Source organism: Amycolatopsis sp. NPDC049691, assembly GCF_040675005.1.
GTDB lineage: Bacteria > Actinomycetota > Actinomycetes > Mycobacteriales > Pseudonocardiaceae > Amycolatopsis.
Genome location: NZ_JBFANX010000004.1, coordinates 429,200 through 454,909, shown reverse-complemented (window position 1 = coordinate 454,909; position 25,710 = coordinate 429,200). Strand labels below are relative to the sequence as shown.

The window sequence follows — 25,710 nt, the reverse complement described above, 5'->3', positions numbered from 1 at the left end:
GAGGAACGCGATGCGAACGGCAAGGCTGTTCCTGGGCGTCGCCACCCTCGTCATGATCATCTTGGCTCCGCCCGTAGCGCTGTGGCAGTGGCGGTCCGCCTATCTGCCTGACCACGTACCCACGGCTGGCGAGGCAGTCGCGTGGCTGACGAGCGAGGACAACGGCCGGCTTTTCCTGCTGCTCTTGGTTGCCGCGGGCCTCGTCGCGTGGCTGCAGCTGGCCGCCGCGATCGTCGTGGAGGTGTTCGCTCGCCTCCGCGGGACGACCGTTCCTCGCCTGCCCGGCTTCGGTTGGGCCCAGCGCATCGCCGCGGCCTTGCTGCTGGTCATGCTGACTGGCACGGCTGCCGAAGCAGCTCAAGCGCCGAGCGGCGACGAAGGCCAGCCCACACACGTCGTCGTCCCCGGCGACAACCTGACGAAGATCGCCGCCGGAGACCTCGGCAATCCATTGCGCTACCGGGAGGTCTTCGACCTCAACCGCGGCGTCCTCCAGCCCGACGGCCGGTCCCTCCAGAACCCGGGTCTTCTGCGGCCGGGCTGGGTTTTGCAGCTGCCGCACGACGACCACACCGACTGCGAAGAGATCGTCGTCCGCCCCGGCCAGACGCTGTCTCAGATCGCTCGCGAGGAACTCGGCGACGCTGGACGCTACCGCGAGATTTTCGACCTCAGCCGCGGTCGGCTCCAGCCCGGCGGATACCAGCTGGACGACCCCGACACGATCCGCCCAGGCGATGTCCTGCGCATCCCCCGCCTGCCAAAGCCCGCCGTCGGTGGCGGTGGAGCGCCGGCCGCCGCGGCGTTCCTCCGTGCTCCGGAATCCTGCCAGCCTCCCGAACCGCAACCTCCGACCCCGCCTGCCCAGCCGGCGAAGCCCCCGCCCAGCGTCCGAACCCCGTCCACGCCAGGTCATCCCTCGAGCGTGGCCACGCCATCCGCTGACACCGACGACAGCGCATCGGTCGTGCTGGCCGGCATCGGTGGCCTGCTTGCCGCGGGCCTGCTGACCCTGCTGGCGACCCGGCGACGACGCGCACAGCAACGCCGGCGTCCCGGCTACCGCATCCGAAACAAGCCGCCAGGCAAATTCGAGAACGTCCTCCACGCCGCCGCACGGCCCGCCACCGTCGACGAGCTTGACCAAGCGCTGCGAACCCTCGCCCGAAATGCGGGCGAACAGCTGCCGAACCTGCAGGCGGTCAAGGTCGGAGCCGACGGGATCAGGCTCCAGTTGGTCAAGGGGAGCAAGCCGCTCGAACCGTTCGTCAAGGCCGGTACGGCCGAGTGGCGGTTGGATCCGTCGGCGGGCCTTGACGGCGGCGGCGAATCACCGCCGTACCCGACGCTGGTGTCGCTCGGGCACACCGCCCGCCGCGACCTCGTGCTAATCGACCTGCGCGAAGCCGGCGTCCTCACCCTCGGCGGAAACGGCTACGCAGTCGAGGCCGTCGTCCTCGCGATGGCCTGGGACCTCGTGGCGGCGCCATGGGCGGCGCGCACGCAGATCACGTTGGTAGGTGCCGGGAAGACGTCGGCCGAACGCCACCCGGGCCGATTGCGGTTCGCGCCAGGTTGGGACGAAGCCATCGACTCGCTGGAGCCCGAGGGCGGCCGGCCTCACGTGGTGCTGTCGGTCATTCCCTTGAGCGAGGACATCGCGCAACGGCTCCCGCCCGATGGGCTCGACGCCGTCGTGGCGGCTTGCGGCGACGTCCGTATGCCGAGTGCATGGCACCTCGAGATCGGCGATCAGCGCGCCGCCGTAGACGCGCTGGGTGAAGAGGTCGAGCTGCAGAGGCTCACGCCGACCCAGGTCGACGAACTCGTCGCGGCGCTTGCCGAGGCTGATGCCCCGGTGCAGGTCCCAGCCGAGGGCTACTACAACGTTCCGCTCGACGAGAGTGGAGTACCGGAACCGGTCCAGGCTGTAGCGCTGCCCTCTCTGCAGGTGTTGGGCCCGGTCCGCCTGCATGGAGCGGACCCGCAAGCTGTCGAGGGCAAGAAGCTGAACCGCCTGACCGAGCTGGCCGCATTCCTGGCCCTGCATCCCGGCGTGACGGCCGACGAGATCTCCCGTCAGCTCGGCACGGACGCCCAACCGTGGTCAGCGGCTACCCGCCAGGGCTACATCTCGCGGCTCCGGACCTGGCTCGGCCGCGACGAGGACGGCGAGCTGTACGTCCCGAACGTCGACGCTCGCCACGGCGGCTACCGGATGTCCGCCTCGTTCACCACCGACTGGCAAACCTTCCGAGACCTCGCGCGCCGCGGTCTCGGCGGGCGAGATGCCGTGTTCTCGGACCTGCAGCATGCACTGGACCTGGTCAAGGGGACACCCTTCAGCAACGTCTCGCCCGGCAGGTACGCATGGAGCTCGTGGCTCCAGCGGGAGATGACCGACGCGATCGTCGATGTCGCCCACACCCTCGCCGAGGTGCACCAGAAGGCGGGCGATCTGCTAGCCGCACGCCGCGCGGCGATGCGTGGCCTCCAAGCCGAGCCGGTGAGCGAGATCCTCTACCGAGACCTGCTCCGGATCGAGTACCGGGCGGGCAATCTCGCCGCAGTCCGCCGGACCGCCGACAAGCTCACCGCCTTGGCTGCCTCTCTGGACGTGGAGCTCGACCAGGAGACGAGCGCGCTGGTAAGCACGCTGCTGGCCGGCCGCCCATAACGCAGGGCAAGCATCCGGGGTAATTCATTGAGGCAATCGTGTAGGCGATAGTGAATTGTTTCTTCAGCAGTTCTGCTTGTCTCGCTGAGAGCACCTCTTGGTGGTTGATGTCGAGACGGCGAGACAAGAAGTCTCGCCGTCTCGGCCTTGGGTCTCGCAGGGTCTCGGTGAGCGAAATGGCTGTCTCGACAGAGAAGAAGAGCGCCGATCTGGTTCCGGCTGCGGGCATGACGCCCCGGCAGATCGGTTCTGAATGGTGTTACGATCAGAATCGCTCGCGTGGCGATGATTGTTCTTTCTCTGGTCGCGTTGAGCTCGTTCACGGGGCAAGCGCGCACAACTTGCGTACCCGGCTTGCTCACGCATCGGCAGATCTCCTCCGGTGGGCCGCCGACGCGTCGGCCGCTCAATCCGTCGAGGATGCCTGACTCTCCATGACTTCATTCGAACGTGTGATCATCAACCCGCCGGCTCCCGGCTTTGCCTACGGCCAACGAGACCGCCCTGCTGGGGTCTCGGGACCATCGGGACTCTCCGACCACGCTGTCTCGCCCCTGGGCATGCCCCTGGCCCTCCTGCGCGACGAAGTCCGTGTCGCGTTCCTGGGGCGAACCTCCACAGAGGAGCAACAGGATCCCCGGCAGTCGATCCTGCGCCAGTTGGGGAACAGCAAGACCGGCTTGCCCGAATCCTGGGTCATCGTCGCGCACTTCTACGACGTCGAGTCCGGCCGGATGGAACTCGACCGCCGCGGTCGCGGCGATCACTACGACCGCTTCGACATCCCCATCGCCCGCGACGGCGGCATCGCGGACCTCCTCGCCGAAGCGGCGAGACCGAACCGCCGGTTCGACGTCGTCATCTGCGAGAGCATCGCGCGAGTCGCGCGCCGGGCCTACGAGGGACTCTCGGTCGAGCGAGACCTCGAGCGGTACGAGGTCTCGCTGTTCGCTGCGAACGAGACCATCAGCGTCTCGGGCAGCCGGGCCCAGCGGATCCTGCAACGCCGGATCAACCAGTCCGTCGCCGAGTACGAGGTTCTGAACACTCTCGAACAGTCCTGGGGCGGAACCTGCACTCACGTCCGCGAGGGCTGGAACATCGGCAAGCCCTGCTACGGCTACAAAGCCAAGATCTTCCGGCACCCCAACCCGGCGAAAGCCGCGAAGGGATTCACCAAGTCTCGCCTCGAGCCGGACGGCCCCTGCGGTGAGACGGTCACGCAGATCGCTTCCTGGGCCTACTACGACCACCTGGGCACCGACACCATCGCGGACCTGCTCAACCAAGACCTCGTCAAGCATCCGCCACCGAGCCCGCCGGACAGCCGCCGGGCCCGGGGCTGCTGGAGCAGGTCGAGCGTCAACGACATCCTCCGGAACCCGAAGTACACCGGCTACCAGGTCTACAACCGCCGGGCCACCCGGTCCCGCAAGGGCAAGCACAACGACCCGGTCAAGTGGGTATGGTCGCCCGAGCCTGCCCACGAACCGCTGATCCCGAAGTGGATGTACGACGAGCTCATCGCCCGCCGCAGGAGCAAGGAGCGCTCCAGGGCGAGCAACGAGCCGAACTCACATCCGCAGACGAAGCGGACCTACCTGTTCCGCGGCGTGATCTACTGCCCGTGCGGCCGTCGCATGGTGGGGGAGATCCGCCACGGCCGGCCCTACTACCTGTGTCGGCCGAGCAACAACAACCGCGGACGGCCCGACAAGTACATGGGCCACCCGAAGACCCTCTACCTGCGCGAAGACGCACTCCTCGAAGCCGTCACCGCCTTCTTCGCCGACCGGGTCTTCGGCACGGATCGCCGGGCAATCCTCGATGCCCAACTGGCCGGGCTGGACACCGGAGAGGCCGACGAGCGTGCGGCCCAGCGCGCCCAGCTGCAGAAGGCTCTGGACGGCCTGGTCAAGAAGCAGGAGTCAGTCCTCGAGCAAGCGATGAACGGAGACCCCGACGACGCCTTCACCAAGGCCCTGAGGGGCCGCTACAACGACCTCGAAACCCAACGTGCGGATCTGGTTGCGAAGCTGGCGGCCGTCGACGAGTCGGCCGGAGCCGAGCCCGACAAGCCGAGCGCTGAAGCCCTCTCGATCCTCGACGCGCTGCCATACCTGGCGGTGAACCTGGCGAAGGCGCCGGAGGACCTGTTGAGGACCCTCTTCGAAGTGGTTCAGCTCAGCGTCCAGGTCCACGACGAGGGCGAGCATGCGACAATGACGATCACCCTGCCCGCCGACCAGGTCAACGAGGTGGCGGGCACAGCAGAGAGGATTGGCGACCAGATGAACCCGCAAGGGACGCCCGAGGGGCGCGCCCGTGGGGTTCTGGATCGTGCCCCCGGTGAGATTCGAACTCACACTGGACGGGTTTTGAATCCGTTGCCTCTGCCAGTTGGGCTACGGGGGCTCGACGCGGTAACCCTACGGGATCACCGAACTCACCCGGTGACCGGCCCCGGGTGTCGCGCCCGCCACTTCGTGGTGAACGCCATCTCTTCTTCTGGATCGTTCCCGGTAGGCTTCAGGTTCGCGGGAAGCCGCGAGACCCACCGTCCCGCCGAGTCTTCAGGAGGACCCCGGTGACCGATCAGGCTACCGAGGCCAACGTGCCGCAGCGTCGGGTACTCGTCGCGGAGGACGAGGCGCTCATCCGGCTGGACCTCGTCGAAATGCTGCGTGAAGAGGGCTACGAAGTGGTCGGGGAGGCCGGGGATGGCGAGCAGGCCATCTCGCTGGCCACCGATCTGAAGCCCGACCTCGTCATCCTCGACGTCAAGATGCCCAAGCTCGACGGCATCGAGGCCGCGGCCAAGATCACCGGCGACCGGATCGCCCCCGTGGTCATCCTCACCGCCTTCAGCCAGCGTGACCTCGTCGAACGCGCCCGGGACGCCGGGACCATGGCCTACCTCGTCAAGCCCTTCGCCAAGCGGGACCTGGTGCCCGCCATCGAGCTCGCCGTCAGCCGGTTCTCCGAGCTGCAGGCCCTCGAGGCTGAGGTCGCCGGGCTCACCGACCGGCTCGAGACGCGCAAGGTCATCGACCGCGCCAAGGGCCTGCTGATGAGCCGGCAGGGCCTCACCGAGCCCGATGCCTTCCGCTGGATCCAGCGCACCGCCATGGACCGCCGGACCACCATGAAGGCCGTCGCCGAGGCCGTCGTCGAGAGCATCGGGAACTAGCCGAACCCGGCGGCCGGCGGGCAGAATCACGGACGTGAAACTGCTCCCGGCCGTCGTGGCTCTGGCGCTCCTGACCGGCTGCGAAGCCGCTCCGAGCACCCCCGCGCCCACCACCTACGAGCTGCCGCCGCGGCAGGTCCGGCCCGACGAGACCGCCCTCAAGCTGCCGCCCGCGAAGAACGGCGACACCGAGTTCACCCTGATCGGCCTCGCCGCCGGGCTGCCCAGCATCACCGGCAGCCACGCCGAGATGCTCCCCAAGGGCCAGTACGTGCGCCTGCGGCTCGTCGTCACCAACACCGGCACGTCGAGCGTCCTCTTCGACTCGAAACGCCAGCTCCTGGTCGACGACCAGGGCGCCACCCACCCGTCGGACGAGCAGGCGATGCTGATCAAGCGCCAGCCCGCGCAGTTCGACCTCGGGCACAGCGTGCGCGTCGAGTTCGACCTCTACTGGGACATCCCCAAGGACCGGAAGCCGGTCGCGATGAGAGCCTTCGGCGGGCCCACCATCACCGACATGAAGAACGCCAACGGCACCGACATCAGGCTGTGAGAAAGGGGCCCGGCGAACAGCCGGGCCCCTCCCGCAAAGCAACTCAGACGCCCAGGTCGCCACCGAGGTAGGCGGCCCGCACCTTCGGGTCGTTGAGCAGCTCGGCCCCGGGCGCGCTTTGCACCACGCGGCCCGTCTCCAGTACGTACGCCCGGTCCGACAGCTTCAGCGCCTGCTGGGCGTTCTGCTCCACCAGCAGCACCGTCGTGCCGCGCTTGTTGATCTCGCGGATGATGTCGAAGATCTGCGCGATCAGCATCGGCGCCAGGCCCATCGACGGCTCGTCGAGCAGCAGCACCTTCGGCTTCGTCATCAGCGCGCGGCCGATGGCGATCATCTGCTGCTCGCCGCCGGACATCGTGCCGCCGAACTGCGTGCGACGCTCGTTCAGCCGGGGGAACAGCTCGTAAACCTCGTCGAGGTCGGCCTTCAGGTCGTCCTTGCGGGTGTAGGCACCCATCAGGAGGTTCTCCTGCACCGTCATGCCGGGGAACACGCCCCGGCCTTCCGGCGACTGGCCGATCCCGAGCAGCACGCGCTTGTGCCCCGGGGTCTTCGAGATGTCCTGGCCGTTGAACAGGATCCGGCCGCTGGTCAGCGGCCGCAGCCCGGAGATCGTCTTGAGCGTCGTGGTCTTGCCGGCGCCGTTGGCCCCGATGAGGGAGACGATCTCACCCTCGTCGACCTGGATGCTCATGCCCTTGAGGGCCGCGATCTTGCCGTAGTGGACGTTGATGTCCTGCACCTCAAGAAGCATCTTCGGACACCCCCAGGTACGCCTCGATCACCTTCTGGTTGTTCTGCACCTCGTGCGGGAGCCCTTCTGCGATCTTCTGCCCGAAGTCGAGCACCGCCAGCCGGTCGCTGATGTGCATGACCAGGCCCATGTCGTGCTCGATGAGCAGCACCGTGCGGCCGTCGTCCCGGATCTTGCGGATCAGCGCCTGCAGGGCGTTCTTCTCCGCCGGGTTCATGCCCGCGGCCGGCTCGTCGAGCAGCAGGAGCTTCGGGTCGGTGGCCAGCGCCCGCGCGATCTCCAGCCGGCGCTGGTCGCCGTAGGAGAGGTTCTTCGCGACGTTGTGCTCCACCCGCCCGATGCCGACGAAGTCGAGCAGCTCCCGGGCGATCTCGCGGCCCCGCTTCTCTTCCTTGCGGTGCCACGGCAGGCCGAGCGTCGCGCCGATCGCGCCCGTCTTGTGGTGCGCGTCGACGCCCACCATGACGTTCTCCAGCGCCGTCATGTTGTGGAACAGCCGGATGTTCTGGAACGTCCGGGCGATGCCGCGCTTGGTGACGCGGAACCGCTTCATCCCGTCGATGCGGTCGCCGTCGAAGCGGACCTGGCCCTCGGTCGGCTGGTAGACGCCGGTGACCACGTTGAACACCGTGGTCTTGCCGGCACCGTTCGGGCCGATGAGCGCGAAGATCTCGCCCTCGTTGATGCTGATGTTCACCTCGCGCAGGGCGGTCACGCCGCCGAAGCGCATGGTCACGTTGTCGAACTCGAGCAGGGTGTTCACTTGGCGACCTCCGCCGACGCATCGGAGTCCGGTCCGGCCACTTCGGCGCCCATGGCACCCATGCCGCCGGTTCCTTCCCGTAGTTCGGCCTTGCGCTGCCGGGACGGCAGCAGCCCCTCCGGCCGCAGGGCCATCATCAGGACCAGCACGAAGCCGAAGATGAGGATCCGGTACTCGGAGAGGAATCGGAACCGCTCCGGCAGCCACGCGATCACGAACGCGCCGAGGATGACGCCGGGCAGGTTGCCGGAGCCACCGAGCACGACCGCGGCCAGGATGGTCGCGGACAGGATGAACGGGAAGTTGTTCGGCTCGATGAACACCGCCTTGCTGGCGTAGATCGTGCCGGCGAAGCCACCGATCATCGCGCCGATCGCGAAGGCGAGCAGCTTGAACCGGAACGTCGGCACGCCCATCAGCTCGGCCGCGTCCTCGTCCTCGCGGATCGCCGCCCACGCCCGCCCGACGCGGCTCTTGTTGAGCCGCACCGAGAACACGATGACGAGCACGATCGCGAACAGCATCAGGTAGTAGTACGGCGCCGGGTCGAGGAAGAACTCGACCCCGAAGATCGGCTCCGGGTGCGGGACGTTCGTGATGCCGCGGGCCCCACCGATGGCGTCGGTGTTGTTCGCGGTGATCCGGACGATCTCCCCGAACCCGAGGGTCACGATCGCGAGGTAGTCACCCCGTAGCCGGAGTGTCGGCGCGCCGAGGATGACCCCGGAGATCGAGGCCAGGAAGATGCCGAGCACCACCGTCGGCCAGTACGACCACCCGTACGACGTGCCGATCGACGCCCACGTGTAGGCGCCGATCGCGAAGAACGCGACGAAGCCGAGGTCCAGCAGGCCGGCGTGACCGACGACGATGTTGAGACCGACGGACAGCAGGATGTACGTGCCGACCGGGAAGATCAGCACCGTCGTCCAGTCCGAGTCCGGCGACATGAACGACCCGATCCAGGGAGCGGGCAGGATCAGCGCGAACACGATCAGGGCGATGTAGACGCCGTAACGCTGCCAGTGGGGCGCGTCCGCCCACCAGTCCCGCATCCCGTCGATGGGGTGGAACCCGCCGCGCGCGGGCTTTCCGTTGCTGGTAGCCACTTCTTCGCCCTTCATGCGCGTGCCCGCTGCAGCGATTCACCGAGGATGCCGGTGGGCCGGAACATCAGGACCAGCACCAGGACGACGAACGCGGTGACGTCCTTCCAGGCCGAGCCGAGGAAGATGGAGCTCCAGTTCTCGACCAGGCCGAGCACGATCCCGCCGAGCAGAGCGCCGCGCAGGTTGCCGATACCGCCGAGCACCGCGGCGGTGAACGCCTTGATGCCGAGAAGGAAGCCGATGCGGTAGTCGGTGTTCTCGTACTCCATGACGAACAGGGCGGCCGCGACACCGGCCATGGCCCCGCCGAGCAGGAACGTGATGCGCACGATCCGGTCGATGCTGACACCCATCAGCACGGCGGCCTCGGGGTCCTGCGCCGTGGCGCGGATACCGCGGCCGATCCGGGTGCGGCTGACCAGCTGGTCCAGCACCACCATCACGATGACCGCGCCGATGATCACGAACACGTGGTCGGTGCGCACGACGCCGTTGCCGATCCGGAACAGCTCCTCGTGCGGGACGAACCGCGGTGCGGACTGCTGGACGCGGCCCGGCTTGTCGAAGAGCCAGGGGATGATCTTGAGGCCGAAGGCCTCCTGCAGGAACAGCGAGGCACCGATCGCCGAGATGAGGGCGGCGAGGCGGGTCGCGCCCTTCTTGCGCAGCGGCCGGTAGGCGAGCTGTTCGAGCACGATCGCCGAGCCGCCGGAGACCAGCGCGGACGCGACGATCAGCAGGAGCAGGATGCCGATCATCGAGAAGATCGTGAACGGCGCGGTGGGCGCGATCGTGACGAGGATGAACAGGGACGTCATCGTCCCGATCATGAAGATTTCGGAGTGCGCGAAGTTGATGAGCCTCAGCACGCCGTAGACCATCGTGTAGCCGAGGGCGATGAGGGCGTAGATGGAGCCGGCTACCAGGCCGCCGATGGTGCTGCCCAGAAACTGGCTCTGCAGATCTTGGAACATGACGTAGTTGCCTTACCTGACGGGGCGAGGATGGTCGCCACATTGGCGGGGAGCGGGGGTGCTGTGGCCGTCCACAGCGCCCCCGCTCCCGTGAGGTGTTCCGCTATTCCGTCAGCCGTTGATCTTGGCCTCGGTCGACGCGCCGAGGTTCTTGATGACCCCGCCGACGACCTGGTAGACGTAGATCGCGTTGGTCTGCGGCTCGCCGTTCTCCTTGAACTTGACCTGCTTCGACGCGCCCTTGAAGTCTTCCGTCTTCAGGAAGTCGTTGATCTTCTCACCGGTGGTGTTGCCGGCCTTGACCGCGTTGATGATGGCGGTCGCGGCGTCGTAGCCCTCGGTGGCGTAGATCGCCGGGTCGACGTTGAACTTGGCCTTGTACTTGGTGGCGAACTCGTTCTGGGCACCCGCGTCGGGGATGTTGCACGGGCAGCCGATGACGGCGCCTTCGGCGGCCGCGGCACCCGCACCGGAGACCAGCTGCGGGTCGAGCGAACCGTCACCGGTCGCGAAGATCGCCTTCACGCCACCGTCGCGGAGCTGCTTGAGCAGGCGGCCGCCCTGGGCGTAGTAGCCACCGAACGCGATGACGTCCGGGTTCGCGGCCTTGACCTTCTGGACCGTCGACGAGTAGTCCGACGCGTCCTTGGCGAACTTGTCGCGCTCGGTCGTGATGCCCTTGTCCTTGAACGTCTTCTCGAAGGCGTCCGCCAGGCCGACGCTGTACTCCTGGTCGTCCGAGATGACGTACGCGTTCTTCGGCGACTTCGCCGTGATGAGGAAGTTCGCGATGGCCGGGCCCTGGTCGTTGTCGTTCGCGACGACGCGGTGCCAGTACTTCCAGCCGTTGTTCGCCAGACCCGGGTTGGTCGCCGACGGCGACACGCTCGGGATCTTGCCCTGCTCGAGGACGCCGCCGACGGCCTTCGACTCACCGGAGAACGCCGGGCCGATCAGGGCCGTGATCTTGTCCGTCCCGATCGCGGTCTGCACCAGCGAGGTGGCCTGCTCCGGCTTGCCCTGGCTGTCGTAGTTCTTCAGCTCGAGCTTCACCTTGGGGTTCGTGGCGTTGTACTCGTCGATGGCGAGCTTGGCGCCGTTGTTGGGCGGGATCACGATCCCGGAGTTCTCCCCGGTCAGGTCGCCCATGAACCCGATCTTCAGCGTGCTGCCGTCACCACTGTTGCTGGACGAGCCGCCACCGGCGCAGCCCGCCAGCGCGAGCGACGTCGCCGCTGCGAGGGCGAGAACCCGTCCAAAACGCACTCCTGACACCGACTACCTCCCATGACCAACCAGCCGCCGGTAGGCGTTGCCCCCGACACAGGGGCTAGGTTAGGGCAGGAAGATATCCCTCTCGCCCGTCATGTGCACAGGCGGCCTCACTACTCTGTGTCCACATCGTGACGATCGCAACCGACACGAATTGCACGAAAAGGCGAACGACGTTTCGTTACAGCCCGCCGCTGGTCACGTAGCGATACTAAGTATCGGGGCTCGTTATGCGAATGGGTGACAGCCGTGTTTCCGCGGTATGTCATCGTCCATTTCGGCGGGCGGTGCGTGGCCGGTTTCCCGCCGATCCGCTGTTCACCCTGGCGGGGGTCCTGCCGAGCGGGCACCGCCGTAGGGATGCACCTTACGTCCGGTTCGCGCCGCCGATCGGACCAGCCCCCCGCTCAGGTCTGCCCGAAAGGCCGCCCCGCCGGACCCGGCCGCCACAACCAGCGGTTGTCGTGGCCGCCGGAACGGCTGTTGGACCCGCACCCCGTCCCGGCTGTTCGCTGGAGGCAGCCGAGAGACAAGGAGAGACGGGATGCGGGAAGCAGTCGAGGGCGTCGCGGCGGGGGTGCCGTTCGTGGCGCTGGCGCCGGCGGACCCGGCCGCGCCGGCGGCGGTGCTGGCGGGCTGGCACCTGATGGAGGAGCCCTCGAGCGAGCGGGCCTTCGCCGAAGCGGTGCCGATGACCGGGCTGCAGGCCTGGCGGGTGTACTTCGGCCTGCCGCTGACCGGGGCACGGCTGCCCGAAGGCGGTCCGGCGGAGCTGTTCCGGCTGGCGAGCGAGGACGCGGTGCTCAACGTCTTCGAGCCGGTCACGGAGCAGGCGGCGGCGGAGTTCCCCGCGGCGCTGGCCGAGCTGCGGGACCGGCTGCCGGGCGCGGTGGGACCGCTCGGCGTCTTCGGTGGCTCGGCGGGCTCGCTGGTGGCGCTGGAAGTGCTGGCCCGCGGTGGCGTCGAAGCCGCCGCGGTGGTCAGCCCGGTCGTACGGCTGGCGCCGGTGATCGGCCGCAACGAGCGGCTCTTCGACGTCACCTACCCCTGGACGCCGCGGTCCCGCGCCGTCGCCGACCACTACGACTACGTGCGCCGGGCCGGGGAGCTGACCGCGCCGCTGCTGCTGGTCGCCGGGGCGGACGACGACGTCGCCGTGCGCGAGCCGGCCGAAGCGCTGCGCGAGAAGCTGGGGACCGAGCTGGTCACGGTCGACGGGATGGCGCACGAGTTCCCGCCGGGAACCCCGGAAGCGAAGGCCGTCGACGCGGCCTTCACCGCGTGGTTCGCGCGGCGGCTGCGAGCCTGAGGTCGTCCTCCGGCAGCCAGGCGTGCTCCGGGTCGTAGGCGCACCAGTCCTCTTCACGGCTGGTGCGCCCGGCCAGCGCCAGCAGCCGTCGCAGCGCCGGGCTCGCCTTCCCGCGCCGCCAGACCAGCGACCACGGGAACAGCGGCGACGGCTCGAACGGCAGCACCTTGAGGTTGAGGTCGGGCGCGAGCTCCATGTCCGCGCCGGCGAGGGTGACGCGCCGCTTGCCGTAGCGCGTCTGCTCCAGGGTGTGCCGCAGGTCGAAGCTGACGCCGGAGTCGTCGATCGGGACGCCGAACCGGGCGCACAGCTCCTCGAGGTAGGACAGCCACTCGGCGGGGCCGCGCAGGCCGGGCAGCCAGATCCCGTCGGCGCGCAGGTCGTCGAGCCGCAGGATGTCCTCCTGGGCCAGCGGGTGTTCCGGGGCGAGCAGCGCGACCAGCGGTTCCAGCCGGACCACCCGGTGCTCCAGCTCGTCGGGCAGCGGACGGCCGATCCCGCTGACCCGGCCGACGGCGACGTCGAGCTCGCCGGACAGCAGCGGCTCCACGGCGTTGGCGAACCCGCCGCCGGCGACCCGGTCGATCCGCAAGCCCGGCTCCCGCGCGGCGAGCCGGCGGAGCAGGGCGATGGGGGAGAGCCGGTAGTCGACGACGTCGAGGCGCAGCGGCCGGTCGTCGGCGCCCATCGCGGCCACCGCGGCGTCGGCCACCCGCACCAGCTCGCGCGCGTGCGGGAGGAAGCGCTCGCCGTCGGCGGTCAGCTCGACCGAGCGGTTGGTGCGCAGGAACAACGGCGTCGAGAGCGTGTCCTCGAGCTTGCGGATCCGCTTCGACAGAGCCTGCTGGGTGAGGAACAGCGCCTGGGCGGCCCGCCCGAAGTGGCGCTGCTCCGCGGTCACGACGAACGCCCGCACCTGGCCGAGGTCGAGGTCCACCTCGCTCAGGCGCCCGGCGGGCGGTCCCGGACGACGCAGGTGAGCCGGGCGGTGCAGGTCCGCCTGCCCTCGTCGTCGGTCAGCACGATCTCCGCGGTGATGGTGCCCCGGCCCACGTGCAGCGGCGTCGCGACGCCGGTGACGGTGCCCGAGCGGACGGCCCGGTGGTGGGTGCAGGACAGCTCGAGACCCATCGCGGCGCGGTCCGGGCCCGCGTTCAGCGCGGCGACCGTCGAGCCCAGCGCTTCGGCGAGCACGGCGTTGGCGCCGCCGTGCAGCAGGCCGTACGGCTGGAGGTTGCCCTCGACCGGGATGGTGCCGACCACGCGTTCGGCGGTGGCCTCGAGGAGCTTCATGCCGACCTTGTCGTTCAGCTGCTGGTCCGCGGCGGCCGGATCGATCCCGGCGTAGTTGTCGACCGCGACGTCTGCGGCGCGTTCGGTCACGCAGTGCTCCTCTTCCTATGCGACACGTAAGAGTGTCGGACCCTCAGCCTAGACTCGGCCCCGTGAGCCCGAGTGAGAAGACGACCGTTGCCAACGCCACAGGAACCACCAGCCTCGCCGAGCGGCCGAAGCTGCTGCTGATCGACGGCCATTCGATGGCCTACCGCGCGTTCTTCGCGCTGCCCGCGGAGAACTTCAAGACGAAGACCGGGCAGGTCACGAACGCGGTCTTCGGCTTCACCTCGATGCTCATCAACCTGCTGCGCGACGAAGCGCCGACCCACCTGGCGGTGGCGTTCGACCTCTCGCGCAAGACGTTCCGCTCGGAGACCTACGCCGACTACAAGGCGAACCGCAGCACGACGCCGGACGAGTTCCGCGGCCAGGTGGACCTGGTCAAGGAGGTCCTCGACGTGCTCGGGATCCCGTCGCTGGTGAAGGAGAACTTCGAGGCCGACGACATCATCGCCACGCTCACGACGCAGGCGACGGCCGACGGCTTCGACGTCCTCATCTGTACGGGCGACCGCGACGCGCTGCAGCTGGTCACCGAGCAGGTCACCGTGCTGTACCCGAAGCGCGGCGTCTCGGAGATGACCCGGTTCACCCCGGACGCGGTCGAGGAGAAGTACGGGCTCACCCCGCGGCAGTACCCGGACTTCGCCGCGCTGCGCGGCGACCCGTCGGACAACCTGCCGAGCATCCCCGGCGTCGGCGAGAAGACCGCGGCCAAGTGGATCAGGCAGTTCGGCTCGCTCGACGACCTCATCGACCGCGTCGACGAGGTCAAGGGCAAGGTCGGCGACGCGCTGCGGGCGCACCTGTCGTCGGTCCAGCTCAACCGGCAGCTGACCGAGCTGATCCGCGACGTCGAGCTGGAGGTCGCGCCGTCCGGGCTGGAGCTGCGCCCGTGGGACCGCGAAGCGGTGCACGCGCTGTTCGACGAGCTGGAGTTCCGCGTGCTGCGCGACCGGTTGTTCGCGACGCTGCAGAGCGCCGAGCCGGAGGCCGACGAAGGCTTCGAGGTCTCGGGGTCCGCGCTCGCGCCCGGCGCGCTCGCGGCGTGGATCGAGGCGCACGCGGGGGTGGGCGAGCCGGTCGCGCTGAGCTTCCGCACCGTCGGCACGTCGGTCCGGTCCGACCTGCGCGCGGTCGCGTTCGCCGCGGCCGACGGCGAAGGCGCGTACGTCGACGTCACGGCGATGGACCAGGCCGACGACGCCGCGCTCGCCGCGTGGTTCGCCGACCCGGCGATCCGCAAGACCGGCCACGACCTCAAGGTCCCGCTGCACGCGATCCGCGCCCGCGGCTGGGCGCTCGCCGGGCTCGCCATGGACACCGCGCTGGCCGCGTACCTCGTGCGGCCCGGGCAGCGCACCTTCGAGCTGGACGACCTCGCGCTGCGCTACCTGCACCGCGAGCTGCGCTCGGAGACCGACGGCGGCGACGGGCAGCTGTCCCTGCTCGACGGCGGCGCCGAAGGCCTGGAGCAGAAGGAGATCGACGAGGAGCTGGTGAAGGCCCGCGCGATCTTCGAGCTGGCCGGCGCGCTCGACAAGGAACTCGAGCAGATCGGCGGCGCGCGGCTGCTCGCCGAGCTGGAGCTGCCGCTGCTGGAGGTCATCACCGAGCTGGAGATCGCCGGCGTCGCCGTCGACCTCGAGCAGCTGACCACGCTCGAAGCGCACTACCTCTCGCGCGTCACGCAGGCCGCCGAGGCGGCGTACGAGGTGATCGGCAAGCAGATCAACCTCGGCTCGCCGAAGCAGCTGCAGGTCGTGCTGTTCGACGAGCTCGGCATGCCGAAGACCAAGCGCACGAAGACCGGTTACACCACCGACGCCGAGGCGCTGCAGGGCCTGTTCGAGAAGACCGAGCACCCGTTCCTGCAGCACATGCTGGAGCACCGGGACGCGACGAAGCTGCGCACCACCGTCGAGGGCCTGATCAAGTCCGTCGCCGACGACGGGCGGATCCACACCACGCTGCTGCAGACGATCGCGGCCACCGGGCGGCTGTCGTCGACCGAGCCGAACCTGCAGAACATCCCGGTCCGCACCGAAGAAGGCCGCCGCATCCGCGACGCGTTCGTCGTCGGCGCGGGCTTCACCGAGCTGATGACCGCCGACTACAGCCAGATCGAAATGCGGATCATGGCCCACCTCTCGCAGGACGAGGGGCTGATCGAGGCGTTCAACTCCGGCGAGGACCTGCACACGTTCGTCGCGTCGCGGGCGTTCTCGATGCCGCCGGAGGAGATCACGCCGGAGCTGCGCTACCGCGTCAAGGCGATGTCGTACGGGCTCGCGTACGGGTTGTCGGCGTACGGGCTTTCGCAGCAGCTGCGGATTTCCACCGAGGACGCGAAGTCCCAGATGGAGGCGTACTTCGCCCGCTTCGGCGGCGTACGGGACTACCTCCACTCCGTCGTCGGCGAAGCGGCGAAGTGCGGGTACACGGAGACGATCTTCGGCCGCCGCCGCTACCTGCCGGACCTCAACAGCGACAACCGCCAGCGCCGCGAGATGGCCGAGCGGATGGCGCTGAACGCCCCGATCCAGGGCAGTGCGGCGGACATCATCAAGGTGGCGATGCTGAACGTCCACCGCGCGCTCGTCGAGGCGAAGCTGAAGAGCCGGATCCTGCTGCAGGTGCACGACGAACTCGTGCTCGAGGTCGCCGAGGGCGAGCGCGAGCAGCTGGAGAAGCTCGTGCGCGACGGCATGGGCTCGGCCTACGAGCTGGCGGTGCCGCTGGAGGTCTCGGTCGGCTACGGGCGGTCCTGGAACGAAGCCGCGCACTGAGACATCCGGGGCTTCGCCCCGGGCCGGGGGCTCCGCCACCCGGACCCCCTCAAGCAGGTCACGCTCCGCCACGGCCCGGATCACCGGGTCGTGGCGCGGGTGTACTCGGGCGGCCGTCGTCGGGTGCCGGTCACCGGGGCGAAGCTGTCGTTCATGGCCAGTGACTTCCAGCGACGCAAGATCTCCGGCGTATTCGGCGCGATGGACGCCGACGCCGACAGCTACCTGACCGAGACCGACTTCCGCGCGCTCACGGCGAGATGGCTCGACGTGAGAGGCACCGACGCGAGCACGCCCGAAGGAGAGAAGCTCGCCGCGATCATGATGGGCTGGTGGGCGACGCTGCTCGACGCGTCCGACCGCGACCGCGACGGCAAGGTGACCCTCGACGAGGTCCTCGCCGTCGTCGACGAGCTGCCGAAGATGCCGGGCGCGGTCACCGGCACGGCGGCGGCGATGTTCGAAGCGGTCGACGAAAACGGCGACGGCGCGATCTCGGCGGCCGAGTACCGGCGCATGATCGAGGCGTGGGGCGGCACTCCCGCCGACGAGGTGTTCGCGCTCCTGGACACCGATGGCGACGGCCGCCTGTCCCGCGACGAGTTCACCGGTCACTGGTACGAGTTCTGGGCCGGCGACGACCCCGCGGCGGCCGGCAGCTGGGTGTTCGGCCGCGTCTAGCTGCGCACGGTTTTTCCGACGTCTCTGACGGAAATACTCACCCGCACACAACACCGTTCGGCGTTCCTACCAACGGAGGACTCCGTTCGGGTGAGCCATTACCGCTGGGTAGGGAGGTCGGCGCCCACCCGGGAGCGATCACGGCGTAGGGTCCGCCGAATGGGGTTCGAGCGTGAGCGACGACGCTGGCGGGTCCGGCTGCACGACGAACTCGGCCGGGTGTGCGGTGCGGGCACGGTGCTGGACGAATACCACGTCCTCACGAGCGCGCACGTCGTCGAAACCGCCGGGGGGCCGCGGTCCGCGTTGAGCGTCGACTTCGTCGGCCTGGCCGAGGCATTGCCCGGCTCGGCCACCGTCGTCGAAGGCTGCTGGGTGCCCTCCGACGGCGGCGGCCGCGGCGATCTCGCCGTGCTGCGCCTCGACCGCCCCGAGTCCCGCGTCTTCCGCGCGCCGCTGCACCGCATGCCGCTGGGCGAGCACCAGCTCGTCCGCGCCTTCGGTTTCCCGCCGGGCTCGGTCGGCCGCTGGACCCACGCCCGGCTCGGCGGCCCCGAACAGCCCGGCGGTCCCGGCGGCGAGTGGGTGCGGCTGTTCCGCACGGCCGAAGCCGAACCGCTCGGCCCGGGCTTCGGCGGCACCGCGGTGCTCGACGAGGCGACCGGGCACGTCGTCGGCGTCGTCGTCGGCAAGGACACCGGCACGTGGATGATCCCGGTCGAGACCATGCTCGGGCACCTGCCGCAGCTGAGCATCTGGACCTCGGGCAGCCCGGCCGTCGACGCCAGTTTTTCGCGCCCGGTGGGCGAAGCCGTCGACGTGTCGTTCGTGCAGAGCGTCGTGGACTGGTTCGCCAAGGCCGAGCCCGGCACGGTCTGGGTGGTCGACACCGGCGAGGCCGGTTCGCCGGTGGCCGCGGCGCTGCGGTTCGGGATCGTGCTCGCCGACCGCGAACGCTCCCTGGGCGTGCCCGGCCTGCCGCCGGCGCTCGGGCAGGTGCCGCCGGCGGGCAGCGTCGACCTCGCCGTCGACGCGACCGGCCGCACCGCCGACGCCGTCCGCCACCGCATCGCCGACCGCCTCACGACCGGGGTCGCGGGCCGCACGTTGGTCGTCGACGCGATCGACGACTCGGCCGAACCCGACCGGCTCGTCGGCGAGGTACTGGCGCCGCTCGCGGGTCGCGCGGCCGAGCTCGGCATCCGCCTGCTGCTCGGTTTCCGGGAGGAGTCCTCGCCGGGGGTCGCGGCGATCCGCGCGGGCACGCTCGGCGCCCGGCCGGCACCGGATGACCTCGCGGGCCGGCTCGACGTACTGACGCAGTCGGTGGAGGAGCTGGCCGAGATCGAGGCGTACCAGCTGAGGGTGGCGACGCGGTTCACCGGCGTCGCGATGCTGCCGGCCCGCGCCCAGCGGCTGCGCGCGGCGCTGAAGCAGCTGCGCTCGGCCGAGGTCGACGGCGACGCGGAGTGGGTGGAGAAGCACATCGACGGCCACGAGCACGCGGTGGCCCCGGCGGTCGAGGACGGCCGCCGCCAGCGGGCGGTCCTCGACGGGTTGGTGGCTCGCCGCGAGGAGCTCCGGGCTCGTTTGGCGGCGGACAACGAGCTGGCGCGCGAACACGGGCTCGACGGTGACCCGGAGCTGGAGCAGGCGTACGTGCCGGCGAAGAGGCTGCTGATCGACGGCCCGTGCGAGCTGACGGCCGCGGCGACGGCGGTCGACACCTACGCGGCGGCGGTCCGCGCACGGCTGGAAGACCGCCCCTGAGCGGGACTTGAGCGCCGAAAACTGTCGGTGCCGGCCGGTAGAGTGGAAGACGGGGGGGCGCCCCCGCGGGCTGGAGTCGGTAGCCGCCTCTGGCCTGCCCTGCGGTCTGCCGGTGTTGGGGCGCGACTGCCGTTGCGAGCCGGTGCGATCTACCGGTGTTGGGGAGCGTCCGCTGTCGCGAAGCCGGCGCGGCCTACCGGTGCTGCGGAGCGCCCGTCGCCCCGAAGCCGGTGCCGCCTGTCGGCGGTGGAGTGCGCCGACCACCCCGAAGCCCGATTGTGACTACGGACGGTGGTACCGCGTCAAGGCGGGAAAGCGTGCCTTGACCCGGCACCACCGTCCGTGTTCTGGCTTCGGATCGGGGTGGGGGGAGGGGTCTGGGTGGGGGAGTGTCTGGGCGGGCGAGCCCCGGCTACCTGCGGCCCAAGCCGCGGATCAGCACCATCACCGCTTCTCGCACCTCGTCTCGCGTTCGCTGTGGCCCGAACACCTGCCAGTCCAACGCCACCACCAGCATCGTCCCGAACAGCCCCGCCGCCGCCGTCGGGATCTGCACCCCCTCCGGCAGCCGCCCCGCCGCGTCCAATCGCGACAACTGCTCCTTCACGATCGAGATGATCTCCTCGCGCAGCAGGGAAAGCGTTCCGTGCCACTGGCCCGGTGTCCGCCACAGCTCGCTCACCAGGATCTGCGAGAACCCCGGGTAGGCCGCGATGAACTCCAGCGTCGTGTCGACCTGAGCCTCGATCACGTCCAGCGGGTCCGCCTCGGACACCGCAAGCCGCAGGCGCGAGGCCAGCATGTCCACCCCGTACCTCAGGAGCCCGTCGACCAGGCCGTCCTTCGAGCCGAAGTTGTAGTACACCGTGCCCTTCGCGACGCCCGCCTCGGCCGCGATGTCGTCGACCGTCAGCCCGACCAGGCCCCGGCTCTTCGAGAGCCGCAACGTGGCCTCGAAGAGCTTCTGCTTCGTCCCGCCGCTCACAGGCTCAGCTCGGGCTTGAGCGCGGACACCGTCCAAACGCGACGTTTGCGCGCCGCCAGTGTCGACACCAGGATCCCGCCCGCCAGGTAGGCCAGCAGCACCCCGATGTCACCCAGGATCTGCACCGTGGCCCCGCTGTAGAACAGGTGGCGGAAGCCGTCGATCGCGTAGCCCATCGGCAGCACCACGTGCAGCGGGTACAGCGCGTCCGGGATCGTCTGCCACGGGAACGTGCCGCCCGCGCTGACCAGCTGCAGCACCAGCAGCACCAGGCCGAGGAACTTGCCGACCGCGCCGAAGAACGCGTTGAGCGCGTGCACCACCGACGTGAACGTCAGCGACACCAGCACCGCGAACCCGATCGCGCCCAGCGGGTGCGCGATGTGGATGCCGACCAGCCACGTCACCGCGCCGAACAGCACGATCACCTGCGCGACGCCCAGCAGCGCCGAGGACAGCCAGCCGCCGACCGCGACCCGGAACGGTGCCGCGCCCGCGGTCAGCGCCCGCGTCGAAAGCGGCCGCAGGATCAGGAACAGCACGAACGCGCCGATCCACGTGGCCAGCGAGATGAAGAACGGCGCGAGCCCGGCGCCGTACGTCCCCGCCGACGCCTCGCCGTTGGCGTTCACCGCCACCGGGTCCGCGATCGTGTTGGCCGTCGCGTTGCGGGTCGGGTCGTCCGGGTTCGGGATCTCCTTGAGGCCGGCCGAAAGCCCGTCGCGCAGCTTCACCGCGCCGTCCGCGAGCTGGTTCGTTCCGTTCACTGCTGTCTTCTCGCCGTCGCTGAGCTGCGAAGCGCCGTCACGCAGCTGGTTCGCGCCGTCGGACGCCTGCGCGATGCCGCTGGTCAGCTGCGGCGACGCGGCGGCGAGCTTGGCCGCGCCGTCGGACACCTGCCGGGCGCCGTCGGCCAGCTTCGCGAGGTCGCCGTTGGCCTGCTGGATCTTGCCGTTCGCCTGGTCGACGGGGGAGCGCAGCTGGTCGGCCCGCGCGACGATCGCCTGGACCTGCGTCTCCGGCACGCCGGCGTTGCGCAGGTCCGTGACGAGCTGGGTGCGGTAGGAGTCGAGCTTGCCCTGGATGTCCGACGACGCCGTCGCGGCCAGCGACGCCGCGTCGGCCACCTTCTGGTCCCCGGCGGCCACCTGCGACGCGCCGTCGGCCAGCTTCTGCGTCTGGGACGGCAGGGAAGCGGTGCTGCTCTTCAGCGTGCCCAGGCCGGTGGCCAGCGTCGACGAGCCGTCCGCGAGCTTCGCGGCGCCGTCGGCCAGCTGCTGCTGACCGGACTTCAGCTGCGTGGCGCCGTCGGCGAGCTGCGCCGCGCCGGTCGAGGCCTCCTGGATCTTGGCGTAGATCGTGGAGAAGCCGACGAGGAACCGGTCCGCGGCCTCGCTGCCGACCTTCTCCGCGATCGTCTTGCGCACCTGCTCGGCGACCTGCTTGGCGATGGTGCCCGACAGGTAGTTGTTGGCGTCGTTGGTGGTCAGCGTGATCGTCGCCTGCTGCGGCTGGAAGTTGCCGACCGACAGCAGCGCCGCGGAGAAGCCGCTGGGGATGCCGATGGCGAAGGAGTACTTGTCGTTGCGGACGCCTTCGCGCGCCTCCTGTTCGGACACCTCGTGCCACTGGAAGGTGCCGGACTTGACCAGCTCGTCGGTCACCTCGCGGCCGACGTTGCGCTGCTGGCCGCTCGAGTCCTTCGCCCCGGTGTCGCTGGTGAAGACGGCGGCCGGCAGCTTGTCGAGCCGGCCGTAGGGGTCGTAGTTCGCGTAGAGGTAGAAGGACGCGTAGAGCAGTGGCACCAGCACGAGCGCGACCAGCGCGAGCTTCGGCATCGTGCCGGCGGACAGGCGGCGCAGCTCGTTGCGCGCGATGCGGAAGGCGTTCATTCGGAGACCTCGTCAGTGCTCTCGGGGAGCTCTTCGGTGGGGGCGGGTTCGGGGGAGTGGTGCTGCGGCTCGGGCTGCTCGGCGGCACCCAGGAGCGCGGGGGTGAACGGCAGCGCGGACAGCGGCGTCGTCGCGGTCAGGACGACGACGGCCAGCCCGCGCCCGGCCTGCTCGCGCGCGAGGTCCGCCCAGCTGCCGACGTCGCTGGTGTGCCGGTCCGGCGTGTCGAGGACGAGCAGCCGGACGCCCTTGCGCTCGGCGGCCAGCTCCGTGAGCAGCCGGGTGCGCAGGGTGGGGGCGAGGTTCTCGAACCGCGTGCCGGCGAACGGCGCGGCGTCGTGCGCGGCGAGCCAGGCGGCGACGTCTTCCTTGCCGGCCGGGCGGTGGGCCAGCGCGAGCTCCTCGCCGACGACCACGCGCAGGGGCAGCGCGTCGTCGGGCTCGCTGACGCCGGGGGCGTCGACGACCGCGACGAGCTCGGGCAGGCCGGCGTCGGTGCCTTCGGCATGCACGGTGCCGGTGGTCGGCTTCAGCCGCCCGGCCAGCGCGAGGCCGAACGCGGTGACGCCGACGCCGGGCTCGCCGTGCACGATCGCCAGGTCGCCCTCGCCGACGGTCAGCGAGGTGGGCGGTAACAAGGTGCCGTGGTGCCCTTCGAGGGACACGCGATCGGCTCGGACCTGCACAGGGACTCCAGCGTTTTGAACTGACCGGTCAGTTCAAAAGCTAGTCCTCCGCGAGGTGGGCGGCAAGATCACCGGACGCACGTCACACCCGTGGGTGACTCACCGCAGCGCCGACGCCGGCCGGATCTCCCAGCTCGTCCACAGTGGGCGATAACCTTGCCGGTGCCAGAAGACCGACGACAGCGGGTTGGTCGGGTTGTAGTAGAGGTACGTCCGGGTGGCGCCGCCCCGGTGCAGCTCGCGGTGCACGTGGGCCATCAGCGCCCGCCCGAACCCGCTGCCGCGGTCGCCGGGCGCGGTCACGACGTTGTTCACGTAGCCCCAGCGGCCCGGCGGGAGCAGTTCGGCGGCCTCGTTCCCCGGCGCCGAATCCACCCACGCGCAGTGCGCGAGCGCGCGGGCTTCGCCGTCCTCTTCGGCCAGCCAGACGGGCGGTTCGGCCTCGGCGAGGGCCGCGCGCAGGCCGGGGCCGAGCAGCTCGGCGGTGTTGGGCCGGCGGGGCGAGGCGACGAGGCCGGTGTAGTCGAAGGTCGCCTCGGCGAGCGCCACCGCGGCGGCGTAGTCGGCCGGCCCGGCGCGGCGGACGGTGACCGCCGGGTCCGCTTCGGGCGGGGGAGCGGTCCGCACGCCGACCGCCGACAGCGGGACCAGGCCGTGGTCGAGGAAGGCGCGGATGGCCTCGGCGTCCCGGCTGGGCCAGAGCACGACGCACGCCGAATCGTCGTCCGTCGGCTCCGCCTCCAGCCGGCCCTTGAGCGCGCGCAGCAGCAGGTCGGCGCCTTCCGTGCCGGCATCGCCGAAGTACGGGAACAGCTGCCACGTGTCGGCGGCCGACCACAGCATCGGGACGTCGCCGGGGCCGAACCGGTGCCGCTGCAGGACCCCGGTGACCTGCGTACCCGCCGCCGTCGCCGCGTCCAGGCGTTCGCCGTCGGCGGGCGGCGCGGCGGGCGGCAGCAGTGCGTCGACCGCCGCGAAGCGCGCGCGGTGGGCGGCGAGCAACGGCTCGGCGATGTCCATGGGGCCCCCTGGTGCGTCGGTCAGGACCAGGCGGGTCGCCGGATCCACATCGTCCACAGTGGACGATAGCCCTGCCGGTGCCAGAACACCGGCGAGAGCGGGTTCGCCGGGTGGTAGAAGAGGAACGTACCGCGCGCGTCCGGCCGCAGCAGCTCGCGGTGGGCCGTCGCCATCAGCGCCCGGCCCACGCCGCCGCCGCGCGCCTCGGGCGCGACCGACAGCGTGTCGACGTACCCCCAGCGGCCCGGCTGGAGCCGCCCGTGGATGCTGTCGCCCGGCGCGGGCGAGGCCAGCGCGCACGCGGCCATGCCGACCGGCACGCCGTCGTCCTCGGCGAGCCAGACCAGCCCGCTGAAGCGCAGCGAGCGGACGACCTCCGCGCGCAGCAGCGCCCGCGCGCCCGGCCGGTCCCGGGCGGTGCCGACCAGCGACGTGTAGCGCCACTCCGCCAGGCGCAGTTCGGTCAGCGCCTCGACGTCGCCGTCGTCCGCGCGGCGGACGGTGACCCGCGCCGGCCCCGCCTCGGCCGGTGGTCCGGGCTTGCGCACCGCCAGGTGCGTCATCGGCGCGAAGCCGTGGGCGAGCAGGACCGCGGACGCTTCGGCGTCGCGGCTCGGCCAGGCCACCGTGCAGCCCGAGTCCGGCTCCTGGCGCGTCCCGCGCAACCGGTCGCGCCACGCGCCGAGCAGCGCGGCCAGGCCCGCCGCGCCGCTGTCGCCCGGCACCGCCGTCAGGTCCCGGATCTCCAGGGGGCCCCACAGCGCGGGCCACGACCCCGGCGCGTGCACGACGTGCGTGAGCAGGCCGCCCGCGCGGAGGCTGCCGGTGGCTACCACCAGCGGCTCGCTCGCCGCGGGCGGGGCCGCGATCGGCGGCAGGAGCGGGTCGAGCGCGGCGAACCGCGCGTTCTGCTGGGCTTCGAGCGGGTTCACGAGCGGTGCGTGCGGAAGATCGCGGTGCCAGGGAAGAGCCGGCCGCGCAGCGGGCTCCACTGGCCCCAGACCCGCGTGTGCCCCGCCGGCCACTCGGGCTCGACCAGGTCGGTCAGGGTGAACCCGGCCGCGGCCAGCGCGCGCACGTAGTCGCCGAGGGTGTGGTGGTACTCGACGTAGGTGGCGGTGCCTTCGTCGTCGACCTCGACGTACGGCGTGCGGTCGAAGTACGGCTGGGTGACGGTGAGCCCCTGCGGGCCCGGGTCGTCCGGGAAGATCCACCGTATCGGGTGGGTCACCGAGAACACCCACGGCGCGCCCGGCCGCAGCACCCGGTGCACCTCGGCGAACACGGCGTCCACCGAGGCCACGAACGGGATCGCGCCGAACGCCGAGCAGGCCGCGTCGAAGCTGCCGGACGCCAGCGGCAGGTACTCGGCGTTGGCCTGCACCAGCGGGACGTCGAGCCCGGTGCGGGCGTTGCCGTCGCGGGCGTGGCGCAGCATGCCGGCGGACAGGTCGGTCGCCACGGCGTGGGCGCCCTCGGCCGTCAGCCAGCGCGCGCAGGCGGCCTGCCCGCACCCGACCTCCAGCACGCGCTTCCCGCGGACGTCGCCGAGCAGCCGCGCGTCCGCCTCGCGCACGCCCTCCGGGCACCAGACGAAGTCGGCGTCGCCGAGGAACCCGCCGTGCTCGGCCTGGTAGTCGTCGGCGTCGGCGTCCCACCAGGCGAGGTTCGCGGCGGCCGCTTCGGCGCCCCCGACCTCGCGGTAGGCGACGGCCGCGGTGCCCAGCCGGTGCTCGGCCGCGTCGTGGCGCCCCGGCGCGGGCGGCTCCTCCGGTGGCATGATGGTGGTCTCCGGTCCGCTGCGTGTTTGCTTCCGCGAGGACCTTAGCGATCGAGGGGGACCCTGATTGTGCCCCCTAGCGGCCGCCGCGTACGATAAGTG

General features: G+C 70.5%; 21 protein-coding genes, 1 tRNA gene and 1 pseudogene. 8 read left to right on the top strand and 15 right to left on the bottom strand.

The genetic code is table 11. The annotated features are described in order from the left end of the window. Positions 1 to 10 precede the first annotated feature (10 nt). Together AB0J40_RS12055 and AB0J40_RS12050 are read left to right on the top strand one after the other, a co-directional pair. Complete coding sequence (locus AB0J40_RS12055; protein ID WP_364451133.1) at positions 11 to 2,677, top strand: BTAD domain-containing putative transcriptional regulator; 2,667 nt, start codon at positions 11 to 13, stop codon at positions 2,675 to 2,677. Positions 2,678 to 3,111: 434 nt separating this feature from the next. Next, positions 3,112 to 4,446, top strand: a pseudogene (locus tag AB0J40_RS12050) (recombinase family protein); the annotation flags it as partial. A 159-nt stretch (positions 4,447 to 4,605) separates the two neighbouring features. Here the strand turns inward: AB0J40_RS12050 and AB0J40_RS12045 are convergent. Both AB0J40_RS12045 and AB0J40_RS12040 read right to left on the bottom strand, forming a co-directional pair. Next, positions 4,606 to 4,893 carry a hypothetical protein gene (locus tag AB0J40_RS12045; protein WP_364451130.1) on the bottom strand — a complete coding sequence of 96 codons (288 nt, stop codon included), beginning with the start codon at positions 4,891 to 4,893 and terminating at the stop codon, positions 4,606 to 4,608. 125 nt (positions 4,894 to 5,018) lie between these two features. Beyond that, positions 5,019 to 5,092, bottom strand: a tRNA-Leu gene (locus tag AB0J40_RS12040). A gap of 172 nt (positions 5,093 to 5,264) precedes the next feature. Here AB0J40_RS12040 and AB0J40_RS12035 point away from each other — a divergent pair. Together AB0J40_RS12035 and AB0J40_RS12030 are read left to right on the top strand one after the other, a co-directional pair. Next, positions 5,265 to 5,867 carry a response regulator gene (locus AB0J40_RS12035; RefSeq protein ID WP_364451127.1) on the top strand — a complete coding sequence of 201 codons (603 nt, stop codon included), beginning with the start codon at positions 5,265 to 5,267 and terminating at the stop codon, positions 5,865 to 5,867. A 34-nt stretch (positions 5,868 to 5,901) separates the two neighbouring features. Continuing rightward, positions 5,902 to 6,423, top strand: coding sequence for a hypothetical protein (locus tag AB0J40_RS12030; protein ID WP_364451125.1), 522 nt, complete (start codon positions 5,902 to 5,904; stop codon positions 6,421 to 6,423). A gap of 43 nt (positions 6,424 to 6,466) precedes the next feature. On the opposite strand, the gene AB0J40_RS12025 is transcribed toward AB0J40_RS12030, so the two are convergent. The 5 genes from AB0J40_RS12025 to AB0J40_RS12005 form a co-directional block, all read right to left on the bottom strand. After that, positions 6,467 to 7,180, bottom strand: a complete 714-nt coding sequence (locus tag AB0J40_RS12025) for an ABC transporter ATP-binding protein (protein WP_364451123.1) — start codon at positions 7,178 to 7,180, stop codon at positions 6,467 to 6,469. Beyond that, positions 7,170 to 7,943: an ABC transporter ATP-binding protein gene (locus AB0J40_RS12020; protein WP_364451121.1), complete on the bottom strand. Its 774-nt coding sequence runs from the start codon at positions 7,941 to 7,943 to the stop codon at positions 7,170 to 7,172. Before AB0J40_RS12020 ends, AB0J40_RS12025 begins: the two co-directional genes overlap by 11 nt. After that, positions 7,940 to 9,067, bottom strand: coding sequence for a branched-chain amino acid ABC transporter permease (locus AB0J40_RS12015; protein ID WP_364451119.1), 1,128 nt, complete (start codon positions 9,065 to 9,067; stop codon positions 7,940 to 7,942). Before AB0J40_RS12015 ends, AB0J40_RS12020 begins: the two co-directional genes overlap by 4 nt. After that, entirely contained in the window at positions 9,064 to 10,026 is a 963-nt protein-coding gene (locus AB0J40_RS12010; protein WP_176171421.1) for a branched-chain amino acid ABC transporter permease, read from the bottom strand. Before AB0J40_RS12010 ends, AB0J40_RS12015 begins: the two co-directional genes overlap by 4 nt. A 111-nt stretch (positions 10,027 to 10,137) precedes the next feature. Then, entirely contained in the window at positions 10,138 to 11,292 is a 1,155-nt protein-coding gene (locus AB0J40_RS12005) for a branched-chain amino acid ABC transporter substrate-binding protein (protein WP_364451116.1), read from the bottom strand. A 550-nt stretch (positions 11,293 to 11,842) separates the two neighbouring features. On the opposite strand from AB0J40_RS12005, the gene AB0J40_RS12000 reads away from it, so the two are divergent. Further along, positions 11,843 to 12,607: an alpha/beta hydrolase gene (locus AB0J40_RS12000; RefSeq protein ID WP_364451115.1), complete on the top strand. Its 765-nt coding sequence runs from the start codon at positions 11,843 to 11,845 to the stop codon at positions 12,605 to 12,607. On the opposite strand, the gene AB0J40_RS11995 is transcribed toward AB0J40_RS12000, so the two are convergent. Beyond that, positions 12,573 to 13,544 (bottom strand): LysR family transcriptional regulator, encoded by a 972-nt coding sequence (locus tag AB0J40_RS11995; protein ID WP_364451112.1) that lies wholly within the window; start codon positions 13,542 to 13,544, stop codon positions 12,573 to 12,575. The genes AB0J40_RS12000 and AB0J40_RS11995 overlap by 35 nt on opposite strands. Before the next feature lie 5 nt (positions 13,545 to 13,549). Then, on the bottom strand, positions 13,550 to 13,990 hold the full coding sequence (locus AB0J40_RS11990) for a hotdog fold thioesterase (protein WP_093952561.1): 441 nt from the start codon (positions 13,988 to 13,990) through the stop codon (positions 13,550 to 13,552). A 62-nt stretch (positions 13,991 to 14,052) separates the two neighbouring features. Between AB0J40_RS11990 and polA the strand changes: the two genes are divergently transcribed. The 3 genes from polA (at position 14,053) to AB0J40_RS11975 (ending at position 19,245) form a co-directional block, all read left to right on the top strand. Further along, on the top strand, positions 14,053 to 16,794 hold the full coding sequence (gene polA, locus AB0J40_RS11985) for a DNA polymerase I (RefSeq protein ID WP_364451109.1): 2,742 nt from the start codon (positions 14,053 to 14,055) through the stop codon (positions 16,792 to 16,794). 153 nt (positions 16,795 to 16,947) lie between these two features. Further along, positions 16,948 to 17,475, top strand: coding sequence for an EF-hand domain-containing protein (locus AB0J40_RS11980; RefSeq protein ID WP_364451106.1), 528 nt, complete (start codon positions 16,948 to 16,950; stop codon positions 17,473 to 17,475). 159 nt (positions 17,476 to 17,634) lie between these two features. Further along, entirely contained in the window at positions 17,635 to 19,245 is a 1,611-nt protein-coding gene (locus AB0J40_RS11975) for a trypsin-like peptidase domain-containing protein (protein ID WP_364451105.1), read from the top strand. Between the two features lie 412 nt (positions 19,246 to 19,657). Here the strand turns inward: AB0J40_RS11975 and AB0J40_RS11970 are convergent, their stop codons facing one another. The 6 genes from AB0J40_RS11970 to AB0J40_RS11945 form a co-directional block, all read right to left on the bottom strand. Beyond that, positions 19,658 to 20,230, bottom strand: coding sequence for a TetR/AcrR family transcriptional regulator (locus AB0J40_RS11970; RefSeq protein WP_364451103.1), 573 nt, complete (start codon positions 20,228 to 20,230; stop codon positions 19,658 to 19,660). Continuing rightward, positions 20,227 to 22,122, bottom strand: coding sequence for a YhgE/Pip domain-containing protein (locus AB0J40_RS11965; RefSeq protein WP_364451101.1), 1,896 nt, complete (start codon positions 22,120 to 22,122; stop codon positions 20,227 to 20,229). Before AB0J40_RS11965 ends, AB0J40_RS11970 begins: the two co-directional genes overlap by 4 nt. Then, positions 22,119 to 22,808 (bottom strand): ABC transporter ATP-binding protein, encoded by a 690-nt coding sequence (locus AB0J40_RS11960; RefSeq protein ID WP_364451098.1) that lies wholly within the window; start codon positions 22,806 to 22,808, stop codon positions 22,119 to 22,121. Before AB0J40_RS11960 ends, AB0J40_RS11965 begins: the two co-directional genes overlap by 4 nt. Positions 22,809 to 22,907: 99 nt before the next feature. Further along, positions 22,908 to 23,828, bottom strand: coding sequence for a GNAT family N-acetyltransferase (locus AB0J40_RS11955; RefSeq protein ID WP_364451096.1), 921 nt, complete (start codon positions 23,826 to 23,828; stop codon positions 22,908 to 22,910). 20 nt (positions 23,829 to 23,848) lie between these two features. Beyond that, positions 23,849 to 24,760, bottom strand: coding sequence for a GNAT family N-acetyltransferase (locus AB0J40_RS11950; protein ID WP_364451094.1), 912 nt, complete (start codon positions 24,758 to 24,760; stop codon positions 23,849 to 23,851). Next, complete coding sequence (locus AB0J40_RS11945; RefSeq protein ID WP_364451092.1) at positions 24,757 to 25,608, bottom strand: class I SAM-dependent methyltransferase; 852 nt, start codon at positions 25,606 to 25,608, stop codon at positions 24,757 to 24,759. Before AB0J40_RS11945 ends, AB0J40_RS11950 begins: the two co-directional genes overlap by 4 nt. Positions 25,609 to 25,710 lie beyond the last annotated feature (102 nt).